The sequence below is a fragment of the Variovorax sp. GW458-11-26-14-LB1 genome (assembly GCF_059423965.1).
In genome coordinates, this window is the sequence record NZ_JBWKYW010000006.1 from 20,986 (window position 1) to 40,092 (window position 19,107).

Genomic DNA, 19,107 nt, shown 5'->3' on the forward strand with positions numbered 1-19,107 from the left:
TCACAGGGGTTGTTCCTTGGTGTGCCAGGCCAGCGCGGCGGCATAGCCCGGCGGCGCGGACAGCGCCATCGCTTCGATGCCGGCCCACGCGGGCACGGCGCAGTCGACGGCAAGCGCGCCGTGGGCGTCGGGGTGGATGCCGACGCTTTGCAGGTGCTCGGCCATGCCGACGCCGGCGGCTTTCAACACAGCTTCCTTGCCGACCCAGCGTCGGTAGAAGGCGTGTGGCAGGTCGGCGTCGCTGCGGATCTCGCGCTGCTCGCGCGCGGTGAAGGCCATGGCGAGCAACGCATCGGCGTCGGCCATGAGGTCGCGCGTGCAGGCTTCGATGTCGACGCCGATGCAGCGCATGCGCGCCGGGTCGGCCAGCGCGATGAGCGCGTGGTCGCCGGCGTGCGAGATGTTGAAGAGGGGCACTGCTTTGTCGTCGCCAGCCTCGACGAAGGGCTTGCCGTGTGCGTCGGCGCGCAGCGGCACGTCCGCTGGACGACAGGCAAGGCACTGCGCGATCAGGCGGCGCACGGCGGCGCGGGTGTGGGCGAAGCGCACGCGGTCGGCGCGGCGGGCGAAGCGGCTGGCGCGTGCGCATTCGTCGGGCGTGAGGTCGGCCCAGGCATCGCCGTCCTCCGTCGCAAGGTCGAGGTCCAGGCGGTGCAACGCGATGCCCGGCGGCAACGGGTCATGCCAGGGCACGAGCCGCATCGACGCCTCCCGCCGTTATCACCGCCGGCGCAAGGTGCCGCGCCAGCGCGGCCAGCACGGAGGTCTCGTGCTGGCGGATGAAGAAGTGGCCGCCCTCGAACCAGTCGAGCGTGAAGCGAGCATGCGCGGTCTCGGCGGCCCAGGCCTGCATGCGCCACGGCGCGATGTCGTCCTGGCGGCCGGCCAGCACATGCAGCGGCACGGGCAGCGGCGCAGGGTCGGCGTGCACGAAGCTGCGGCACAGGCGGTAGTCGGCACCGAGGGTGTCCAGCGTCATGCGCAGCAGCTCGGGGCTGTCGAACAGCTCGTCGGGCGTGCCGCCCTGCTTGCGCAGGTCGGCGATGAGGGCCGCGTCGTCGGTGATGTCGAGAAAGCGATCGGGGTCGCGCTGCGAAGGTGCCGCGCTGCCGGAGACGATCAGCGCACTCGGCAACGGCCGGTGCTGCTGTCGCTGGTGCTGCGCCATGCCCCAGGCCAGCAAGGCGCCCATGCTGTGGCCGAACAGCGCGTAGCGGCCGCGCAGCACGCCTTCATGCTCGGCGCACAGCTGCGCGACCATGCGGTCGAAGCTGTCGACGAAGCGCTCGCCCAGGCGCCCGCCGCGGCCCGGCAGCTCGACCGGCACGACCTCGATCCAGCGCGGCAGCGCACGCCGCCAGCGCAGGTACATGGTGGCGCTGGCGCCCGCGCAGGGCAGGCACAGCAGGGGCAGCGAGGCCTCCATGCGCGTCAGGCGGAGGCGTTGTCAGGTTGCTGCTGCGCGGCCATCCAGTCGCGCAGCGACTTCGGACGCATGTCGGTCCACTGCGCTTCGACGTAGTCGAGCACGGTCTTCTTGTCGCCCTTGACGCCGTCGACGGCGGTCCAGCCGCCAGGCACGGCCTTCCAGTGCGGCCAGATGGAGTACTGCGCTTCGTGGTTGACGAGCACGATGAAGGTCTCGTCCTCGCGGTCGAAACAGCTGGTAGACATGGGCGGTCCTCTTGGTAAGTGCAATGGCGGGCAGGGTTTGCCCTTGCGATACAAGACGCGCCGCGAGGCCGGGTGTTTAGTCCTCTGTGCATGAAAGCCGCACACGGCTGCGCCTCGGCGAGGGCCGCTGTGGGAACTGCGAAAAGAAGAGGGAGTTGGTTAGCGAGCCGCGTCTTCGGCGTCCGGCGAAGGGACGTCGTGCGCAGGCGGCACCAGGCCCACGAGCAGCCAGAGGCGGGCCGCCTCGGCGTAGGTCTTGCGATGGGCGGGATCGGCGGCGAGCCATTGCGCGAGCTCGGCGCTCGCGGCGGCGTCGAGCGCGCCCTCGCCGGCGTGCTGGCGGCGGACCCACGCCCAGGCGGTCTGCCAGGTGGGGTCGCTTTGCGTGTCGTTGGGGCTGCTCATCGGCGGCCATCGTAGCGCCGATGCGGTGCGTCGGAAAAATCAGCCGGCTTGCACGAGGTAGCGGCAGCTTTCGAGGGCGGCGTCGGCGTCCTTGATCATGAAGTTCACGAGCGTGGCGGAGCAGCCCAGGCGCGTGGCGATCTCGCGCTGGGTCAGGCCACTGAGACGGTTGAGTTCGAACGCGAGGCGGGTGCGCGGCGGTAGAGCCTCGAGCACGCGGTCGATGGCCACCAGCGCCTGCCGGCCGCCGAGCACGCGGTCGGGCGCGTCGTTGCTGCTGGGCGGGCTCACGAGTTCGACGTCGTCGCAGTAGGTGCGGTAGCTGGCCTCCACGGAATGGTGGCGGTGGTAGTCGACCGCCACGTTGCGCACCACCTGGCAGCAGTAGCCCAGCGGCTTGCGGACATCGCGCACCGAAGCGCCGTCGGCGAGCTTCAGGTAGGCGTCCTGCAGCACTTCGTCTGCGAGGTCAGCGGTGCGGACGATCTTTTGCGCGACGCGCTGGAGCTGGGCACGGTTCGCGATGAAGACCTCCCCCAGCGTGGGCGCGGACGGGGAAAGCGACAGATCCATGGGTACTCCTGAAGTGTTCAAGGGCAAAGATGCAAATAAGAACTATTACCATTTGATGACGCAAGAAGGCCCTGTTTTTCCCGGTGACGCCTTCTCGTCTCTCTCCCTGTCTAGACGTTCGAGCGGCCGAAACCGAGACACCTAAAATTCCGCCCCTTACATCGCACCCGCACCCATGAACATCGTCGTCAACGAAGAACTCAAAGCCTATATCGATCCCTTGACGCCGGAGGAGTACGAAGCCCTCGAACGCAGCATCCTCACCGAAGGCTGCCGCGACGCGCTGGTGCTGTGGGGCGACGTGCTGGTCGATGGCCACAACCGCTACGGCATCTGCCAGAAGCACGGCCTGCCCTTCCAGACCGTGCAGAACACGCGCTTCAAGACGCTGCAGGACGTGCACCTGTGGATGATCGACCAGCACCTGGGCCGCCGCAGCATCTCGGACTACCTGCGCGGCGTGCTGGCGCTGCGCAAGAAGGACATCGTGGACGAGCGCCGCGCCCGCAGCACCGCCGCCACACCGACCACCCCGACCACCCCGACCACGGCGGACGATCCGCCCTTCGACGTCGAGGACGCCCCCGCTTCGACCTCCACTCCCGCTTCCGACGAAGCCCTGCCGCCGCCCGTGCCGCTGAACAGCCGCGAGGCCATCGCCCGCGCCGCGCGTCTGAGCAGCAGCCAGGTCGTGATGATCGAGAAGATCCAGAAGCAGGCCGCGCCCGAGCTGGTGGCGGCCGTGAAATCGGGCGTGATCTCGATCAACACGGCCGCGGCCGTCGCCTCGCTGCCCGCCGAGGAGCAGGTGACAGCCGCCAACGCCGGCAAGGACGAGCTCAAGCAGGCCGCCAAGCGCGTGCGCGAGGCCAAGCGCAAGCCGCGCGAAGCGGCGCCCGAAACCGAAGAAGGCGCCGAACCGGCGGCGCTCGACGCCGTGCAGCAACTGCAACAGCGCGTGGCCGAACTCACGGCCGAGAACGCGGACCTGCGCCGGCAAGTGGCCGAGCTGCAGGCGCAACTGGCGCACTGACGCCCCGGCGGGCGACCTTCCCCTCGCCCGCCGCTTTCACCGCCCCTCCCTGAAACCTCGCGCGCCGCACTGCGGCCCGCGAGGCTTTGTCGCGTCCGCGACCCACTGAAAACAGTTGTTCGTAATCTTGTGTTTTTATTTGCAACAAGTGTTATATTTTTGACGCCACCTCCAAACAAACACTTTAGTTCTCCCAGCCAGCGTTGCGATCGGCGTCTCCGTCCAACTTCTTACAGTGAGTGCTTAAGTTGCAAAAAGAACGGCGATGCCGCCTCCAATCGGTGTTTTCGATGCGGTTGAACGCAACACCCCACAGCGGCCGGCCGATGGGCACGGTGGTGCGGAGGCTGCATGACGGCCGTTAACACCGTTCCCAAAAGTCAACGCGCCCTGCTGAGCTACAGCGTCGAGGGGCTGCCGCACCGCGAAGAAGTGCTGCTCAAGTCGCTGATCCGGCTGCTCGACCACCGCACGCACCAGAACTGGTCGTGGAAGGCCGAACAAGCCGACCTGCGGGTCGTCGGCGACCAGGTCGCCCTTGCCGCCGCCTCGCCCCAACCGGCGGTGCCCACGCTGACCGTGGCCCATGCCGACCCGCAACGCGGCCCTTTCCTGGCCCTGCCGCTGCACACCGATGCGCTGGAAGTGGCGCTCAACCGCCTCGGCGCGATGGTCGTCCACGCCCGCGGCCTGGGGCTGGCTACGACCGAGGTGCCGATCGGCGAGCACGAAGAATTCCGCATGCTGCGCTGGCCGCCCGCGGCGGTGCTCGAGGCGCCGATCCGCCTGCGGCTGGCCACGCTGATGTCCAACCGGCCGGCGTCGGTGCTGTCGCTGCAGCAGCGCTCGCCCGCCACGCGCCAGGAGTGCGCGGATTTCCTGGCCGACCTGCAGCGCGCCGGCCTGCTCGAACGCGCCGCCCCCCCCGGCGCGCTGGTGGCGGCCTCGGCCCCCGACAGCGTCTTTCCCGACAGCCGCTTCCCGGCACCCGCCCGCGAAACCGTGCAGCCCGGCCTGCTCGCACGCATCAGGAACCGACTCGGCTTGCTGCCGTCAGGCCCTCAATGACCGTAGAACACAAGATCCTCTTCACCGGCACCATGGGCGCCGGCAAAACCACGGCCATCGCCGGCGTGAGCGAGATCCCGCCCGTGAGCACCGACGTGCGCAACAGCGACACCTCGGTCGCCAAGGCCACCACCACGGTCGGCCTGGACTACGGCGAACTCACGCTCGACAACGGCGAGAAGCTGCGCCTGTACGGCACGCCCGGCCAGATGCGCTTCGACTTCATGTGGCGCATCCTGGGGCGCGGCGCACTCGGCGTGGTGATCCTGGTGGACAACAGCCGCCCCGATCCGCTGGCCGACCTGGACATCTACCTGGACGGCTTTGCCGAACTCATCGCGCAGACCGCCTGCGTGGTGGCGGTGGGCCGCATGGAAACGCACCCGAGCCCCGGCATCGATGCCTACGCCCGGCGCATGGAGGCCAAGGGCGTCGTGTGCCCGGTGCTGCCGGCCAACGTCACCGATGCGCAGCAGGTCGTGCAGCTGCTGGAACTGCTCCTGCTCCAGCTCGAGGTCTGAACGCAGGACGCCCCTCTTTTTCTCCTTTTCCTTCCATTCAGGCAGCAATGAACATCACTCCAAGAATCAGGCTTGCAGCGGAATCGGCCATCGACACCCTGATGCGGGAAATCAAGGGCGTGAAGGCCGTGGTGATCTCGACCGAAGACGGCCTCGAGCTGGCCGCGCGCGTCGAGAACACCGCGCAGGTCGCGCGCCTGTCGGCCATCGCCAGTTCGCTGGCCGCGCTGGGCGCCGTGGCCGGCGAGGAAAGCCAGCTGGGCCACTGCGACAACGTGGCGATCGAGGCCACGCATGGCCACATCCTGATGCTGCAGGCGCGGCACCCCGAGATGACGCTGATCGTGAGCGTGGTCACCAGCCGCGAAGCCATCATCGGCCAGGTCCTGTACTTCGCGAAACAGGCAACGCAGCTGCTGCAGCACGCCTGACGCCGGGCATCGGCGCACCACACCCATTCGACACCGGCAGCCGCCCATCCCCTTCGCCCGGGTGGCCGCCGACTTTCAGGGGCGAGGACTAGGAAAGATTTCGATGGCAAATATCAAGCAATCCATGGACGACCTGATGACCTGCGACGGCGCCCTGTGCGCGGCGCTGGTCGACTCGAGCAGCGGCATGATCCTGGGCCAGATCGGCTCGGGCGTCGATCTCGAGGTGGCCGCCGCCGGCAACACCGAAGTGGTCCGCGCCAAGCTGCGCACCATGCGCGACCTGGGCCTGAACGACAACATCGAAGACATGCTGATCACGCTCGGCAAGCAGTACCACATCATCCGCCCGATGCAGAAGAAGGAAGGCCTGTTCGTCTACCTGGTGCTGGACAAGACCAAGTCGAACCTGGCCATGGCGCGCCGCAAGACGCTCGACGTCGAACAAGGCATGACGGTCTGAGCGGCGTCGTTGCCAGGCTCCGTTCAGGGCCTGGCGACACCGTCACTCGCGCAACGTGCGCCGCTCCAGCTTCGGATCGGCCGCGATCTCTTCTTCAGTGAAGGGCGGCGTCACCAGCTGCTTGCGCGAAAAGAGCTCGAGTTGATCGTCGTGGTGCGGCGAGGCCGGGTCGCTCGACTGCCCGCCCGCCATCATCACGCGCGCCACCGGCTTGCCCTGTGCCCACGTGACCACATGCACGTACGAGGTGCCGGCGATGATGTCGCCGTAGCCGTCCTTCGTGAGCGGCGCGCCCTCCAGCGCATTGAGTACGCCCTGCCCGCCCGGGCCGCCATGCAGCGGCACGCGGCCGCGCGGCGTGGGCCGCGCCAGCATGTCACCCCATTTCTCATCGCCACGCAGCCCCAGCGCCGCCAGCGCATCGGCCGTGTCGCGCACCGCCGCGACGATGCCCGCCGTCACGCCTGCCGCCGACGACACCGGCCGCACGCGGAACGGGTGTGCCGGGTCGTAGGGCTGCGCATACAGGCCGGGCACGTTGTCGAGCCGGGGACCCAGCTCGGTGAACAGCAAGGCGCCGCGGCTGTCGACGTTGTGGCGCCGGTCCCACGCGGCCAGGATGCCGCAGGCGCGCTGCACCGTGGCATCGTCCTTGGCGCTGGAGCAGGCGGCCAGCACGGCATCGAGCGTGGTCTCGGCCAGGTGGTTGCGATTGCCGAACACCATGTCGGTGGCTTCGGCCACGTCGATGCGACCGTCGGCCAGGCTGTCTTCGATCTGCCGCTGCGACATCAGCGTGCGCGCACCGGGCGCCGCCTTCGGACTGCCGAGCAGCAATGAATAGCCATCGAGCTGGCGCCCCACCAGCGAGAGGCTGTAGCTGTCGTTGGCGTTCTGCACGATGCCACGCGTGGCGAGCGCCGGCAGGCGGCTGGCCGGTGCCAGGCGCGGCCGGCCGTCGGCATCGCGCACCGCACAGGCGCTGCGACGGCCGTCGAGTGCGCCCGGCACGGTGGCGTCGTCGGGCGGCGGCACGACGGCGCAGTCGCGCAGCGCGGCATCGCCGATGTCGAGCAGCGGTCCCGACTCGATGTACATCGCCTGCCCCTGGCTGTCGCCCGCGATCAGGTGCGCGGTGATGCCGCGGTTGCGCGCCACCGCCTGCTCGAAGGCGCCGATGTCGCGCGCTTTCGCCACGGCGAGGATCTGGTCTAGCGCGCGCGCATTCGCCGCATTGGGGTCGGTCACGGCATGCCAGCCGGCCGGGCGGCCGGCTTCCGCAGGCAAGCGGTACAGCGGTCCGAGGTGCGAGTACGGGAGGCTGTGGCTTTGCGTGCGCACGCTGCCGTCGGGCTGCTTCACGCGCAGCGCGACGGTCTTCATCGTCAGTTCGCGCGGTGCGCCATCGACCGTGTACGAAGGCTTCGCGCCGGGCTTCACGTCCAGCGCCACCAGCAGGGGATAGGTCACGGTCGAGGGCGCCTCGATGCTCCAGGCCAGGTGCCGCGTGAAGCCCGACAACGGCAGCGGCAGGCCCAAGAAGTCGGCGCCCATCACGTCGATCTCGCCGGGAATGGTGAGGTGCATCTGGTGCATCAGCAGCCAGTGGTCCTGCCACAGCGTGTGGGGGTTGGCCACCATGATCGAGGTGTTCGTTCCCGTGGCCTCGGCGCCGTAGGCCCAGGCGTTGCTGGCCATGCGCTGCGTCGGTGGGCGGTCGCCCTCGGCCTTCGCGACGGGCGGCGCGCCCAGCTGGTCCCAGGTCGATGCCGAGGCGTACGCTGCGACGCTCAAGGCCTTCCACAGCGAGCCCACCTGCATCGTGGCGCGCACCACATCGCTGGCTTCCATCTGCGGCAGCGCCAGGCCCTTGCAGGCGGCGGGGCGCGCCTCGGGCGGCAGGTCGCGCACCCAGCGGTTGAAGCCGGCGGCATAGCCTTGCGCGAGCTGGCGCGCATCGGTGGACAAGCCCTTCCAGGCGGTCTCGACCTCGTCGTCCGACAGCTGCACGCGGTAGAACAGATCGCTGTCCAGGTTGGGAATCTGCAGGAAGGCCACGGTGGCCAGCCCGTCCGGGCCGAAGCGTTCCGAGCGCTCGCCGCGCAGCGTGAGCACGCGGTCGGCCAGCAGGCAGAGGTGATCGCGCGCGACGGCGTAGCCATGGCCATAGCCCAGGCCCGCGTAGTTGCTGGCCTTGATGTGCGGCAGGCCGTATTGCGTCCAGCGCACCTCGGCGCTGTAGGTGTCGTTCGACGCGGGCGGTGTGGGTGGTGGCGTCACGACCGGCCCACCGAAGAAGCCGCCGCCGCCTCCGCTGTCGCCGCCGCAGCCGGCCACGACGCAGGCGAGCACGCAGAAGCCGGCGCGCAGCAACCCGCTGGCGCGCGGTGTCATGGCTTGGCCCCGCCCACCGGCTGGCTCTTCCGCGCAATCACCTGCATCTCCACCCAGGCCTTCGGCACGGCGATGCCGGCCAGCATGGCGGTGCCGGTCGGCTTGCAGGGCAGCACTTCCGACAGCGTCTGCACCACCGCACCCAGGTGCTCGGCGTCGGCCACGATCAGCGTGTAGTTGATCACCTGCTCCAACCGTCCGCCGCAAGCTGCGAGGTACTTCTCGATGTTGCGCACCATCAGCCGGGTCTGGTCTTCGGCACTGACGGCGAGCGTCTGCGTGTCGTAGTCCATGCCGATGGTGCCGGAGACGAAGATCCACTCGTCGTCGAACATCGCGCGGCTGTAGGGCGCATTGACAAAGGGCAAGGGGAAGTCGGCGGTCTGCATGCGGTGGTCTCTCTTTCGTTCTCGGTGTGTGGAAATGGAATCAGGCCCGCGTCATCTCGCGCACGATGGCGCGGGCGTGGATGTCGGTGGAATCGAACAGCGGCGCGGCGCACGCGATCCAGGGCTTCACGGCGCTCAGCTCGGTGCAGCCCAGCACGATGCCTTGCGCGCCGCGCGCCACGAGCGCGTTGCACAGCGTCGAGATGACGGCCGCGTCGGCGGGGCTGGCCTCGCCGCGCGCCAGCGGCCCGAAGATGGCCGCGTCGAGCGTGCGGCGTTGCGCCGCGTCGGGCAGCACCAGCTCGAAGCCCGCGCCCTCCCCCAGCATCTGGCCGAAGAACGGCGCGTCGAGTGCGAAGCTGGTGGCCAGCAGGCCGAGGCGGCGCATCGACGGGAAGCGCGACGCGATCTCGTCGCCGGTCTCGCGCGCCACGTGCACCAGCGGCACGCCCGCCGCGGCCTGCACCGCGTCGGCCGCGAAGTGCCCGGTGTTCGCGAGGATCGCGATGAGTTCCGCGCCGGCCGCCCGGGCCTGGCGTGCGGCGGTTTCCATCTGGACGCGTGCATCGTCGCGGCGCCCTTCGGTCATAGCAGCGATGACGCCGGCGAAGTCCAGGCTCACGATCACGCAGCGGGCCGAGTGCAGGCCGCCGAGTTCGCGCTGGATGTGCTCGTTCAACAAGCGGTAGTAGCTGAGCGTGGAAGGCCACGCGACGCCTCCGATCAGGCCCGCGGTTTTCATCATGGCGCGCCCCCTGTCAGTCGAGCTTGAAGCCGAGCTTGCGGATCACCGGGCTGTAGCGCACTAGGTCGCTGTCGATGCGGCCCTTGAGTGCGCTCGCGCTGGTCTGCGTGGCCGGCTCGAAGCCGAACACCAGCAGCTTCTCGACCACGTCGGGCTGGCGGATCGCCCAGTCGACGCCGTCGCTCACGCGCTTGGCGATTTCGGGCGGCAGGCCGGCCGGCCCGACCACGCCGAACCACACGGAGAAGTCGACGCCCTTGTAGCCCAGCTCGTCGAGCGTGGGCACGTCGGGCAGGCCCGAGAAGCGCCTGGCCGAGGTGACGGCCAGGATCTTCGCGCGCCCCGCCTTCACGAACTGCACATAGGGCGCCATGCCGTCGAAGGCGGCGTCGATGTCGCCCGCGATGGTGGCCTGCGCCACTTCGGCGCTGCCCTTGTAGGGCACGCGCGTGGTCTCGATGCCGGCGCTGCGGTTGAACTCTTCCAGCGCCATCTGCGACAGGATCGCGGCGGCGCCGATGTTGATCTTGCCGGGGGCGGCCTTGGCGCGCTTCACCAGCTCATGCACGTCGCCCACGCTGCCTGGCTGGGTGCGCGCGATGACGGCCGTCGGGGAGGTGATGGCCAGCGCCACCGGCGTGAAGTCTTTCCTCGGGTCGTAGGGCAGCCGGTTGTACAGCGAGGGGTTGAGCACGAAGGTCTGGTCGATGGACCACAGCAGCGTGTAGCCGTCGGGCTGGGCCTTCATGATCTCTTGCGCGCCGATCAGCGTGTTGCCGCCCGGCTTGTTGTCGACCACCACCTGCTGGCCCAGCTGCACCTGCAGCTTGGCCGCGATGAGCCGCGCGGCCACGTCGGCGCCGCCGCCCGCCACGAAGGGCACGACGAGGCGAATCGGCCGCGAAGGCCAGGCACTCTGCGCACCGGCAAGCGCCGGCAGGCACCCCGCGGCGAGGGCCGCCAGGAGCCCCAGAAACCGGCAGACACGTCGAGCATTCATCCATAAACTCCGTTCAAACCAAAGTGTTGCAACGCTAACGCCGCCTGTCAGGGTTTTCTATGCCGATCCCATCGCAGACTGTGCCGATCCAGCCTTCGCCGTTCACGGCCGCCGCGCTGCGCGAGGACGACTTCAACGCCGCGCTGATCCGCCTGCCCGCCGACCGCCCCCTCGCGCTGCCGGCCCTGCACGACGGCGCCAGCCGCGAGGTGCGCTGGCCCGACGACGGCGGCCGCATCCTGCGGCTGCGCACCACGCCCTGGGAAGGCGCGAGCGCGCTGTACTTCGATTTCAGGTTGAACGACGACCTGCACGTGCAGCTGGCGCCCGGCAACGAGCTGCTGCTGACCTTCTTTCTTTCGGGCCACGTCACGGGCGAGATCGGCAGCGCGCAAGGGCGGCCGCTCGACTTCCGCGTCGACCGCGCGCTGCTGCGCACGCCGAACCGCGACGGCGGCTACCTGATCCACATTCCCGGCGCCTGCCGCAACAACTTCGTGCAGTTCCGCCTGCGACGCGACCTGCTGCCGCGCTGGCTGCATGCGCTGGGCGTGCGGTTGCCCGCACGGCAGATGAGCGAGCTGGTCGAGCGCGACGACGGCCGGGTACTGTGCAACGCGGCGCTCACGCCGCGCGTGCGCGACTGCCTGGCGCGCATCGGCGACGAGCCCTCCGATCGCCCGGCCTTCGTGCCGCTGTTCCACGCGCGTGCGACCGAGCTGCTGACCTGCGTGCTGCTCGACCTGGCGCAGCTGCTGCGCCCCGCGCGTTCAGAAGACACCCACGGCAGTGCGGCGGCACAGACGGTGCGCAGGCTGCGTGCGCTGCTCGGCGAAACGCCGGCGCAGGCGTGGACGGTCGACGCGCTCGCGCAGCGGCTCGACCTGCGCGCCACGCGGCTGCAGGCCCATGTGAAGGAGGCCGAGGGCACGACGGTCTACGGCCTGCTCGTGGCCGAGCGGCTGGCGCTGGCCGCGCGGCTGTTGCGCGACACGCAGCTGAGCGTGCAGGCCATCGCGGCCGAGGCGGGGTGGGAGTGCCACGGCCGCTTCACCGCGGCATTTCGCAAGCAGCACGGCATGGCGCCGCGCGACTACCGCTTGCAACAGGCGCCGCCGGCCAACAGCGGCGCCTGAGGGATCAGCCGTGCGGGCGCATCAAGCGCGCGTCAGCAGCGTGTTCGACGGCAGCGTCTCGTCGAGCAGCTTGCGCGCCGTTTCCACGCCCGCCACCGGCAGCAGCGCCGCGTCGAGCAGGCCCACCTGCACCAGCACGCTCGCCTGGTCCCAGTAGATGTGCTCGTGGTAGAGCTTGTCGCCGCGGAACTTGATCACCGCGAGCAGCGGGATCTCCACGCGCTTTCCGGTGGGCGCCACGCCCGGCAGCATCCACGGGATCTCGGTGGTGTGGGTGAAGCAGAACAGCATCTCGTCGACCACCTGCGTCGCGCCCACGGTGCGCGAGATCGGCACCAGCGAGGTGTCGGGCGGGTTGCTGTTGACGAAGTGGTTCGTATAGAACGCATGCAGGTTCTTGTAGCCCACGCCGCCGGTCATGGTCGGGATGTGGTTGACGTAGGGCTCGGCCACCATGGTGCCCATGGTGTCGTCCACGTTGCGGGTGCCGAACTCGTACTCGCAGTGCTTGTCCCACAGCGCGGCCAGGTCGTAGTTCGGGCCGATGGCCGACTTCAGCGCGGCCACGCTGCGCTCGTGCGCCATGAGCGCCGAGGCACGGTGGAAGTGCTCGCCGCCCACGCGCGCAAAGGCGTGGTCGACGCCGGGGTACACGTGCACCTCGACGTTCGGCCGGCCGCGCAGCGTCTGCACGATGCGGTCGCGCGCCTCGGGCGGGCAGAAGCCGTCGAGCTCGGCCACGTGCAGCGCGAGCTTGCAGCGGATGCGGTCGGCCTCGTCGAGCGCGGCGTCGATGCCCACGCCGTAGTAGCCCACGGCCACATCCGCATCGGTGCGGCAGGCCGCGAGGTAGGCGAGCTTGCCGCCCAGGCAGAAGCCGAGCACGCCGACCTTGCCGCCGGGCACTTCGGGGCGCTGGCGCAGCGCGGTGATCGCGGACTGCATGTCCTGCATGCCGAGCGCTTCGTCGAAGCCCTGGTACAGCGCGAAGGCGCGCTGCCAGTCGTCGGGCGTGTAGCCCAGCTGTACGTCGGGCTCCTGGCGCCAGAACAGGTCGGGCACGAGCACCACGTAGCCTTCCTCGGCGTAGTAGTCGGCCACGTCGCGCATGGTCTTGTTGACACCGAAGATTTCCTGCGCGAGCACCAGGCCCGGGCCGGTGCCGCCGCGCGGCAGGGCCAGGTAGGCGCCGAAGCTGCCGCTGCCGTCGGCGGCCTGGATGCGGATGTCTTGCGACGAGGAGGTGGATGCCTTGTTCTGCATGGGTGTGTGACTCCGTTCAATGCTGAAAGGTGGACGTGGGGAACCAGGGGCTCACTGTACGCATTCCGGATGGCGCGTCGTGACCTGGTAGTAGCCCGAGTGAAAAACCAGCGGCTCGCCGTCGAAGCGTTCGTAGCCTTCAACTTCGCCGATGAAGATCAGGTGGTCGCCGCCGTCGTACTGCCGCACGTTGCGGCACACGAAGCGCGCGAGCACGCCGTTGAGCAGCGGCACGCCGGCCGTGCCTTCGCAGCAATCGACGCCGCCGAACTTGTCGGCCTGCGGCGTCGAGAACTGGCGCGACAGGTGGTGCTGCGGCGCGGCCAGCACGTTGATCGCGAAGTGGCTGGCGCCGGTGAAGTCGGCCACGCTGGGCGCCTGCCGCGCCAGGCTCCACAGCACCAGCGGCGGATCGAGCGACACCGACGAGAACGAGTTGGCCGTCATGCCCACGCGGCGTCCGTCGAGCGCGCGCGTGGTGATCACGGTGACGCCGGTGCTGAACTGGCCGAGCGCCTTGCGGAAGTCGCGCCGGTCGAAGCGGTCGACCGCGGCTTCGCGCGCCTTCGCTTCGAGAAAGCGATCGGCCTCGGCCGCGTCGAACCACCAGGGCGCGAAGTTGCGCGGGTCGTCGAAACCGTTGACCACCGCGCTCGCCACGGCCGGCCTGTGCGTGGCGCTCTGCAGCAGCTTCTGCAGGTGCGGCGCGGGCGGCGTGAGCAGGCTGTGCGTCCAGTCGGTGGCCCAGCGGGCGTAGCCCTCCCAATAGCGGTCGAAGGTCTGCTGCATCCACGCGGCGTCGAAGGGCGCGTCGCCATGTTCGAGGATGCGCTTGAGGTAGATGTCGGCCGCCTTGGCCGCGTTGTTCGAGCCCTGCCCCGTGATCGGGTCGTTGAGCACCACCGCGTCGGCGAGCCCCAGCACCTGCCGCCCCGAGGGCAGCGTGGCGACCGGGTGACGCACCACGGGCGTGACGCGGCCACGCAGCACGCCGTGGTCGTCGGTGAGCTCGATGTGTTCGCAGCGCTCGGCCTCCCACGGCAGGAAGGTGGCAAGGATCTGCTTGCTGCGCGCCAGGTGCTCCTGCGGCGTCTTCACGTCGTCCCAGCAGTCCATGGGACCGCCGGGCACGCCTTCGAACACCATGATCTCGCACGGGCCGCTGGTGGTGAGCGCGGGGAACACGAAGTACTCACCGACACCCGGGATGAGGTTGAAGCTCACGGCTGCGAACGGTTCGCGCGGGCGCATGCCCTTCACGTAGGTGAGCGCCAGCGCGCGCTGCGGCGCGTCGAATGGCGAGCGCGCCGCGTCGCGCGGGAACAGCGCCGAGATCTCGCCCTTGCCGCTCGCGACGACCACGAGGTCGTGCGTGCGCGCGCAGTCTTCCAGCGTGTCGAGGTCGGCGTCCTGGTGCACGAGGCGCCCGCCACGCGCTTCGAAGAGCTGCATCCATGCAGAGATCTTCAGGCGCTGGTCGACCGACTGCGCGGGGCCGTCGAGCTTCGCCTCCCACGCGATGGCGCGCTGGCCTTCCGGGCTGCGCACCGACATGCCGATGCCCTCGACCACCGGGCAGATGTCGGTCCAGCTGTCGAGCCCCAGTTCGCGCTCGGTCTGCAGCGCGGTCTCGAACATGCACTGGCTGGACATCACCGGCCCGTCGAAGATCTCCTGCGCCGTGCGGTTCGCATACACCGTCACGGCGTACCCTTTGGCCCGCAGGCCCAGTGCGAGCTGCATGCCGGACTGGCCGGCGCCGACGATGGCCACGCGTCGTGTCATGGGCTGGCTCCGCCTACGCAACCGCTGCTGCGGCAGCAGCCGCGCAGGTGTCGAGGTAGCGGTCGGCCTCCTGCGGGTCGGCGAACCACGGGAAGAAGGTACGCGGATCGTCGAAGCCGTTGGCGATGGCGCTGGCCATCGGCGGCACGGCGCCGGCGCTGCTGAGCAGCTTGAGCACGTGGGGCGGCGGCGGTGCGAGCAGCATGTTGGTCCAGCGCGTGACCCACTGCGCGTAGCCGAACCAGTAACGGTCGAAGGTCTGCTGCATCCACGGCGCATCGGCCGCACCGTCGCCGCGCGCCAGGATGCTTTTCAGGTACGTGTCGGCGCACTTGGCCGCGTTGTTCGAGCCCTGCCCCGTGATCGGGTCGTTGAGCACCACCACGTCGGCCAGGCCGAGCACCTTGCGGCCCGAAGGCAGCGTGGCGATCGGCTTGCGCACGGTGGGCGCGAAGCGGCCGGCGAGGATGCCGTTGTCGTCGGTGAGTTCGATGTCGGCGCAGCGCTCGGCCTCCCAGGGCGTGAAGGTGTCGAGGATCCACTTGCTGCGCGCCAGGTGCTCCTGCGGCGTCTTCACATCGGCCCAGCAGTCCATCGGGCCGCCGGGCACGCCCTCGAACACCATGATCTCGCACGGGCCTGTGGTGGTGAGCGCCGGAAACACGAAGTACTCGCCCACGCCCGGAATCAGGTTGAAGCACACGGCCGAGTACGGCGTGCGCGGGCGCATGCCCTTCACGTAGGTGAGCGCCAGCGCGCGCTGCGGCTGGTCGTAGGTCGACTTGGCGGCGTCGCGCTCGAAGAGCTTGGAGATCTCGCCCTTGCCGCTGGCCACCAGCGTGAGGTCGTGGCTGCGGGTGCAGGCCTCGAGGTCGTCGATGCCGGCGTCCTTGAAGACCAGCTCGCCGCCCTTCTGCTGGAACAGCGTCATCCAGGCCGGCACCTTCACGCGCTGGTCGACCGACTGCGCGCTGGAGTTCAGCCGCGCCGCCCATTCGATGGCCTTGGCGCCCTTCTGTTCGGGGTGCGGCACGGCGAAACCGATGCCGTCCACCGTGGGGCAGTCGCTGGCCCAATGGTCGAGCCCCAGATCGCGCTCGACCTGCAGCGCGGTGTGGAACATGCACTGGCTCGACATGACCTTGCCGTGGCGGATGTCGTCCGCCGTGCGGTTGCTGTACATCGTGACCTCGTAGCCTGCGTCCAGCAGGCCCAGTCCCAGTTGCAGGCCCGACTGGCCCGCGCCGACGATGGCGATTCGCTTCATGGCTTGCTCCTTCTTTCGTTGTCTCGTGGGGGTGTTGTTGTGGATGCCGATCAGGGTTCCATCAGGCGGGGAATCGCGGGCACGGCCTGCTCCGGGCCCATGGCGGAGTAGCCGCCGTCCACCGCGTAGTCGGCGCCGGTGACGAAGCTCGCGTGCTCGGAGCACAGGAACAGCACCACCTGCGCCACCTCGTCGGGGTCGCCGACGCGCCCCAGCAGGTGGTAGGGCGCGGCCACGCGGTCGGTGCGCGCGCGGTCGCCGCCGGTCAGCTGGTCCATCACCGCCGACCAGGTCCAGCCTGGCGAGACGCTGTTCACGCGGATGCGGTCGGGTGCGAGGTCCATCGCCATGTTGCGCGTGAGCTGCGCCATCGCGGCCTTGCTCACGGGGTAGAGCCAGCGCCCGGTCTGGGCCACGCGCGAGGAGATGCTGGTGAAGTTGACCACCGCCCCGCCGCCAGCCGCGACCATGTGCGGGTGCACCGCCTGCAGCATCGCGACGGCGCTGGCCACGTTCACGTTGAACGAGGTGAGCCAGTCGGCGCGCGGCGACTTGAAGCCGTCGTCCACGTACGAGCACGCCAGGTTGACGAGAAAGTGCACGCCGCCGTGGCGGGCCGCGGCCTCGTCGACGCAGGCCTTCACCTGCGCGTCGTCGGTGATGTCGGTGCGCACGAAGCGCACCCCGGCGCCCAGCGCGTCGGCCAGCGGCTGGCCCTTGTCGGCGTCGATGTCGGCGATGACCACCTTCACGCCCGCGGCGTGAAAGGCGCGCACCACGCCGGCGCCTATCAATGTCGAACCACCCGTGACGATGGCGCTTTTGCCTTCGAGTCCCTTGAACATGACGCTTGCTCTCCTCGGTTGAATCGCCGGTTCGGCGAATGGGCCAAAGGTAGAACGCAAGGCCTCGCCGGCCGATCCGGAAAACGCAGGCGCTGTCCCTGCCGCGCAGGTTTTTTCGGGGGTTCCAAGGGACGGCCCGAATTGTGGGCTGGAAGGCTTTTTGCTACGGTCTGCCCGCTTCCCTATGGAAACCGCCACCGCCCCACGGCTGCCGCTGCAGCGTTACCGTTTGTTCGAGAGCCACGACATGGACGAGGCGCGCGAGAGCGTGGCCCGCGTGTTCTGCCCCCACGGCCTCACGATGCTGCGCCCACGCACCGAACTGGACGCCTGCCACCACAGCGCGCGGCTGCACCGCGACGTGAGCCTCAATTACGTGCAGTACGGCCCCGGCGTGCAGATCGACCCGGGCTACCTGCAAGACTTCTTCTTGTTGCAGATTCCGTTGCGCGGCGGCGCCGACATCCGCTGCGGCGGCCAGCAGGTCGAGGCCACGCCGCGCGTCGCCTCGCTGCCCTCGCCCACCGAGCTGCTGTCGATGCGCTGGGCCGACGACAGCCCGCACCTGATCGTGCGCATCGCGCGCGCGGCGCTGCTGTCGCGGCTCGAGGCGCTGCTGCAGGCGCCCGTGCGCCAGCACCTGGTGTTCGACCTCGGTGTGCCGCTGGACAACCCCGCGCTCGCGCCGCTGGTGCACTTCATCGACTACCTGCGGCTCACGCTCGATGCCGGCAATGCGCTCCAAGGCGGCGGGCGACTGGCCGAGCATGCCGAGGAGTACCTGATGTCGAGCCTGCTCATGTCGGCCGGCCACAACCACTCGCGCGCCCTGGCCGGCGACGCGCAGCGCCACCTGCTGCCGCGCGCGGTGCGCAAGGCGCAGGAGTTCATGGCCGCGCACGCCGAACAGCCCCTGTCGCTGGCCGACGTGTGCCGCGAGGCCGGCTGCAGCGCGCGCGCCCTGCAGCTCGCGTTCCGCCAGCACGCGGGCCAGGGACCGATGGAGTTCCTGCGCGAGCTGCGGCTGGACCGGGTGCGCGCCGAGCTGCAGGCCGCGTCGACGCAGATTGGCGTGCGCGACGTGGCGGAAAAATACGGCTTCCTTCACCTGGGCCATTTCGCGGCCCAGTACCGCGCGCGCTTCGGCGAGCGGCCTTCGGACACCCGCACGCGCCACGCACCGGCGGAACACTGACCCGGCGCGTCGGGCTCAGGCCCGGTCGCGGTGGTCGGCCTCGCCATGCTTCCAGTAACCCTTGGCGGTCAGGCGCGTGCGCGCCAGGCCCTGGTCGTTCAGGAAATGGGCGCGCAACGTGCGCACCACGCCCGACTCGCCCGCCAGCCAGATGTAACCGGGCCCCGCCGGCTGCGGCCGGTGCATCAGCTGTTGTTGAAGCGCCAGCCCCGGCTCGGCCGGATCGCCGGTGAGCCAGCAGGTGCGCAACACAGCCTGGCTGCGGATCTCCTGCACATCGGCCGCCGTGGGCACTTCGACATAGGTCTTGAGGCGGATCTCCGGCCCGAGGCTCGCGGCAATCGACTGGATCGCAGGCAGCGCGGTCGCGTCGCCCGCCAGCATCACCCAGCGCGCGTCGTCCGGGAGCGCGAAACCGCCGTCGCGCGGCCCGGCGAAGCCGATGCGTTCGCCCGGTTGCGCCCGTGCCGCCCAGGCCGAAGCGGGGCCTTCGTGGCCGCTGTCGCCGTGCAGCACGAAGTCCAGCTCGAGCGTGGCGGCGACGCGGTCGATGCGCCGAAGGGTGTAGGCGCGCCCTTCGCCGCCGGGCACGAACACCTTCACCCAGGCGCCGGGTTGGTCGGCCGCCGCGTGGCGCAAGAAGGCGGCGACGTCCGGGCCGCCGAGGGTGATGCGGCGCATGTGCGGCGTCACGAGGCGGCACTGGAGGACATGGGCTTCCAGCCGCGTGCCACGCTCGGGTGGGACCGCGGCGATTGGCTGCAGGAGCTGGAAGGCGGAAGGCAACGCACGCGGCGCGTGGGCCTCGGAGGCATTGGCTGTCATGGTGTGTGTATCGATTCGGATGTTGCGAACTCTTGAATGCGAGCATTTGCTCGGTTCTTCTTAGAATACGAGCCTTCACTCGCATTGAAAACTCG

20 protein-coding genes and 2 pseudogenes are annotated in these 19,107 nt (G+C 69.6%); 7 read left to right on the forward strand and 15 right to left on the reverse strand.

Annotation, left to right across the window (positions count from 1 at the left end):
- From AC07YS_RS06100 to AC07YS_RS06120, 5 genes are all read right to left on the reverse strand, one after another.
- Complete coding sequence (locus tag AC07YS_RS06100) at nucleotides 1-702, reverse strand: 4'-phosphopantetheinyl transferase family protein (RefSeq protein WP_495267567.1); 702 nt, start codon at nucleotides 700-702, stop codon at nucleotides 1-3.
- A complete protein-coding gene (locus tag AC07YS_RS06105; protein ID WP_495267566.1) occupies nucleotides 680-1,426 on the reverse strand; it encodes a thioesterase II family protein in 747 nt (248 codons plus the stop codon). Before AC07YS_RS06105 ends, AC07YS_RS06100 begins: the two co-directional genes overlap by 23 nt.
- A 5-nt stretch (nucleotides 1,427-1,431) precedes the next feature.
- Complete coding sequence (locus AC07YS_RS06110; RefSeq protein ID WP_062469889.1) at nucleotides 1,432-1,674, reverse strand: MbtH family protein; 243 nt, start codon at nucleotides 1,672-1,674, stop codon at nucleotides 1,432-1,434.
- A gap of 159 nt (nucleotides 1,675-1,833) precedes the next feature.
- Nucleotides 1,834-2,079: a FecR/PupR family sigma factor regulator gene (locus AC07YS_RS06115; RefSeq protein ID WP_495267565.1), complete on the reverse strand. Its 246-nt coding sequence runs from the start codon at nucleotides 2,077-2,079 to the stop codon at nucleotides 1,834-1,836.
- Nucleotides 2,080-2,118: 39 nt separating this feature from the next.
- Nucleotides 2,119-2,652 carry a sigma-70 family RNA polymerase sigma factor gene (locus AC07YS_RS06120; RefSeq protein ID WP_369629696.1) on the reverse strand — a complete coding sequence of 178 codons (534 nt, stop codon included), beginning with the start codon at nucleotides 2,650-2,652 and terminating at the stop codon, nucleotides 2,119-2,121.
- 175 nt (nucleotides 2,653-2,827) lie between these two features.
- On the opposite strand from AC07YS_RS06120, the gene AC07YS_RS06125 reads away from it, so the two are divergent.
- The 5 genes from AC07YS_RS06125 to AC07YS_RS06145 all read left to right on the forward strand — a co-directional run bounded on the left by AC07YS_RS06125 (nucleotide 2,828) and on the right by AC07YS_RS06145 (nucleotide 6,168).
- On the forward strand, nucleotides 2,828-3,685 hold the full coding sequence (locus tag AC07YS_RS06125; protein WP_495267564.1) for a plasmid replication/partition related protein: 858 nt from the start codon (nucleotides 2,828-2,830) through the stop codon (nucleotides 3,683-3,685).
- A 351-nt stretch (nucleotides 3,686-4,036) separates the two neighbouring features.
- Nucleotides 4,037-4,753 (forward strand): hypothetical protein, encoded by a 717-nt coding sequence (locus AC07YS_RS06130; RefSeq protein ID WP_495267563.1) that lies wholly within the window; start codon nucleotides 4,037-4,039, stop codon nucleotides 4,751-4,753.
- Nucleotides 4,750-5,274: a GTP-binding protein gene (locus AC07YS_RS06135; protein ID WP_062469903.1), complete on the forward strand. Its 525-nt coding sequence runs from the start codon at nucleotides 4,750-4,752 to the stop codon at nucleotides 5,272-5,274. The genes AC07YS_RS06130 and AC07YS_RS06135 overlap by 4 nt, the downstream gene beginning before the upstream one ends.
- A gap of 47 nt (nucleotides 5,275-5,321) precedes the next feature.
- Complete coding sequence (locus tag AC07YS_RS06140; RefSeq protein ID WP_062469906.1) at nucleotides 5,322-5,705, forward strand: roadblock/LC7 domain-containing protein; 384 nt, start codon at nucleotides 5,322-5,324, stop codon at nucleotides 5,703-5,705.
- A 103-nt stretch (nucleotides 5,706-5,808) separates the two neighbouring features.
- Nucleotides 5,809-6,168: a hypothetical protein gene (locus AC07YS_RS06145; RefSeq protein WP_062469909.1), complete on the forward strand. Its 360-nt coding sequence runs from the start codon at nucleotides 5,809-5,811 to the stop codon at nucleotides 6,166-6,168.
- A gap of 42 nt (nucleotides 6,169-6,210) precedes the next feature.
- Here AC07YS_RS06145 and AC07YS_RS06150 read toward each other — a convergent pair whose 3' ends face one another.
- Genes AC07YS_RS06150 through AC07YS_RS06165 form a run of 4 tightly spaced genes read right to left on the reverse strand, consistent with a single transcriptional unit; the run spans nucleotide 6,211 to nucleotide 10,696 of the window.
- Nucleotides 6,211-8,562 (reverse strand): penicillin acylase family protein, encoded by a 2,352-nt coding sequence (locus AC07YS_RS06150; RefSeq protein WP_495267562.1) that lies wholly within the window; start codon nucleotides 8,560-8,562, stop codon nucleotides 6,211-6,213.
- Nucleotides 8,559-8,951, reverse strand: a complete 393-nt coding sequence (locus AC07YS_RS06155) for a Rid family hydrolase (RefSeq protein WP_495267561.1) — start codon at nucleotides 8,949-8,951, stop codon at nucleotides 8,559-8,561. The genes AC07YS_RS06150 and AC07YS_RS06155 overlap by 4 nt, the downstream gene beginning before the upstream one ends.
- A gap of 40 nt (nucleotides 8,952-8,991) precedes the next feature.
- Nucleotides 8,992-9,696, reverse strand: a complete 705-nt coding sequence (locus AC07YS_RS06160) for an aspartate/glutamate racemase family protein (protein ID WP_495267560.1) — start codon at nucleotides 9,694-9,696, stop codon at nucleotides 8,992-8,994.
- Nucleotides 9,697-9,709: 13 nt separating this feature from the next.
- Complete coding sequence (locus tag AC07YS_RS06165) at nucleotides 9,710-10,696, reverse strand: Bug family tripartite tricarboxylate transporter substrate binding protein (RefSeq protein WP_495267559.1); 987 nt, start codon at nucleotides 10,694-10,696, stop codon at nucleotides 9,710-9,712.
- Between the two features lie 59 nt (nucleotides 10,697-10,755).
- Between AC07YS_RS06165 and AC07YS_RS06170 the strand changes: the two genes are divergently transcribed.
- Nucleotides 10,756-11,832, forward strand: a complete 1,077-nt coding sequence (locus AC07YS_RS06170; RefSeq protein ID WP_495267558.1) for a helix-turn-helix transcriptional regulator — start codon at nucleotides 10,756-10,758, stop codon at nucleotides 11,830-11,832.
- A gap of 21 nt (nucleotides 11,833-11,853) precedes the next feature.
- On the opposite strand, the gene AC07YS_RS06175 is transcribed toward AC07YS_RS06170, so the two are convergent.
- The 5 genes and pseudogenes from AC07YS_RS06175 to AC07YS_RS06195 all read right to left on the reverse strand — a co-directional run bounded on the left by AC07YS_RS06175 (nucleotide 11,854) and on the right by AC07YS_RS06195 (nucleotide 16,992).
- A complete protein-coding gene (locus tag AC07YS_RS06175) occupies nucleotides 11,854-13,095 on the reverse strand; it encodes a dienelactone hydrolase family protein (RefSeq protein ID WP_495267557.1) in 1,242 nt (413 codons plus the stop codon).
- A gap of 51 nt (nucleotides 13,096-13,146) precedes the next feature.
- Nucleotides 13,147-13,635 (reverse strand): annotated as a pseudogene (locus tag AC07YS_RS06180) (flavin reductase family protein); the annotation flags it as partial.
- A 9-nt stretch (nucleotides 13,636-13,644) separates the two neighbouring features.
- Nucleotides 13,645-14,880: pseudogene (locus AC07YS_RS06185) on the reverse strand (styrene monooxygenase/indole monooxygenase family protein); the annotation flags it as partial.
- Nucleotides 14,881-14,893: 13 nt separating this feature from the next.
- A complete protein-coding gene (locus AC07YS_RS06190; protein WP_495267556.1) occupies nucleotides 14,894-16,147 on the reverse strand; it encodes a styrene monooxygenase/indole monooxygenase family protein in 1,254 nt (417 codons plus the stop codon).
- Between the two features lie 50 nt (nucleotides 16,148-16,197).
- Nucleotides 16,198-16,992: an SDR family oxidoreductase gene (locus AC07YS_RS06195; RefSeq protein WP_062469920.1), complete on the reverse strand. Its 795-nt coding sequence runs from the start codon at nucleotides 16,990-16,992 to the stop codon at nucleotides 16,198-16,200.
- A gap of 184 nt (nucleotides 16,993-17,176) precedes the next feature.
- On the opposite strand from AC07YS_RS06195, the gene AC07YS_RS06200 reads away from it, so the two are divergent.
- The gene (locus tag AC07YS_RS06200) at nucleotides 17,177-18,187 is read left to right on the forward strand and encodes an AraC family transcriptional regulator (protein ID WP_495267555.1); all 1,011 of its coding nucleotides are present in this window, start codon (nucleotides 17,177-17,179) and stop codon (nucleotides 18,185-18,187) included.
- Between the two features lie 15 nt (nucleotides 18,188-18,202).
- Here AC07YS_RS06200 and AC07YS_RS06205 read toward each other — a convergent pair whose 3' ends face one another.
- Nucleotides 18,203-19,012, reverse strand: a complete 810-nt coding sequence (locus tag AC07YS_RS06205) for a siderophore-interacting protein (RefSeq protein WP_495267554.1) — start codon at nucleotides 19,010-19,012, stop codon at nucleotides 18,203-18,205.
- Nucleotides 19,013-19,107: the final 95 nt, after the last annotated feature.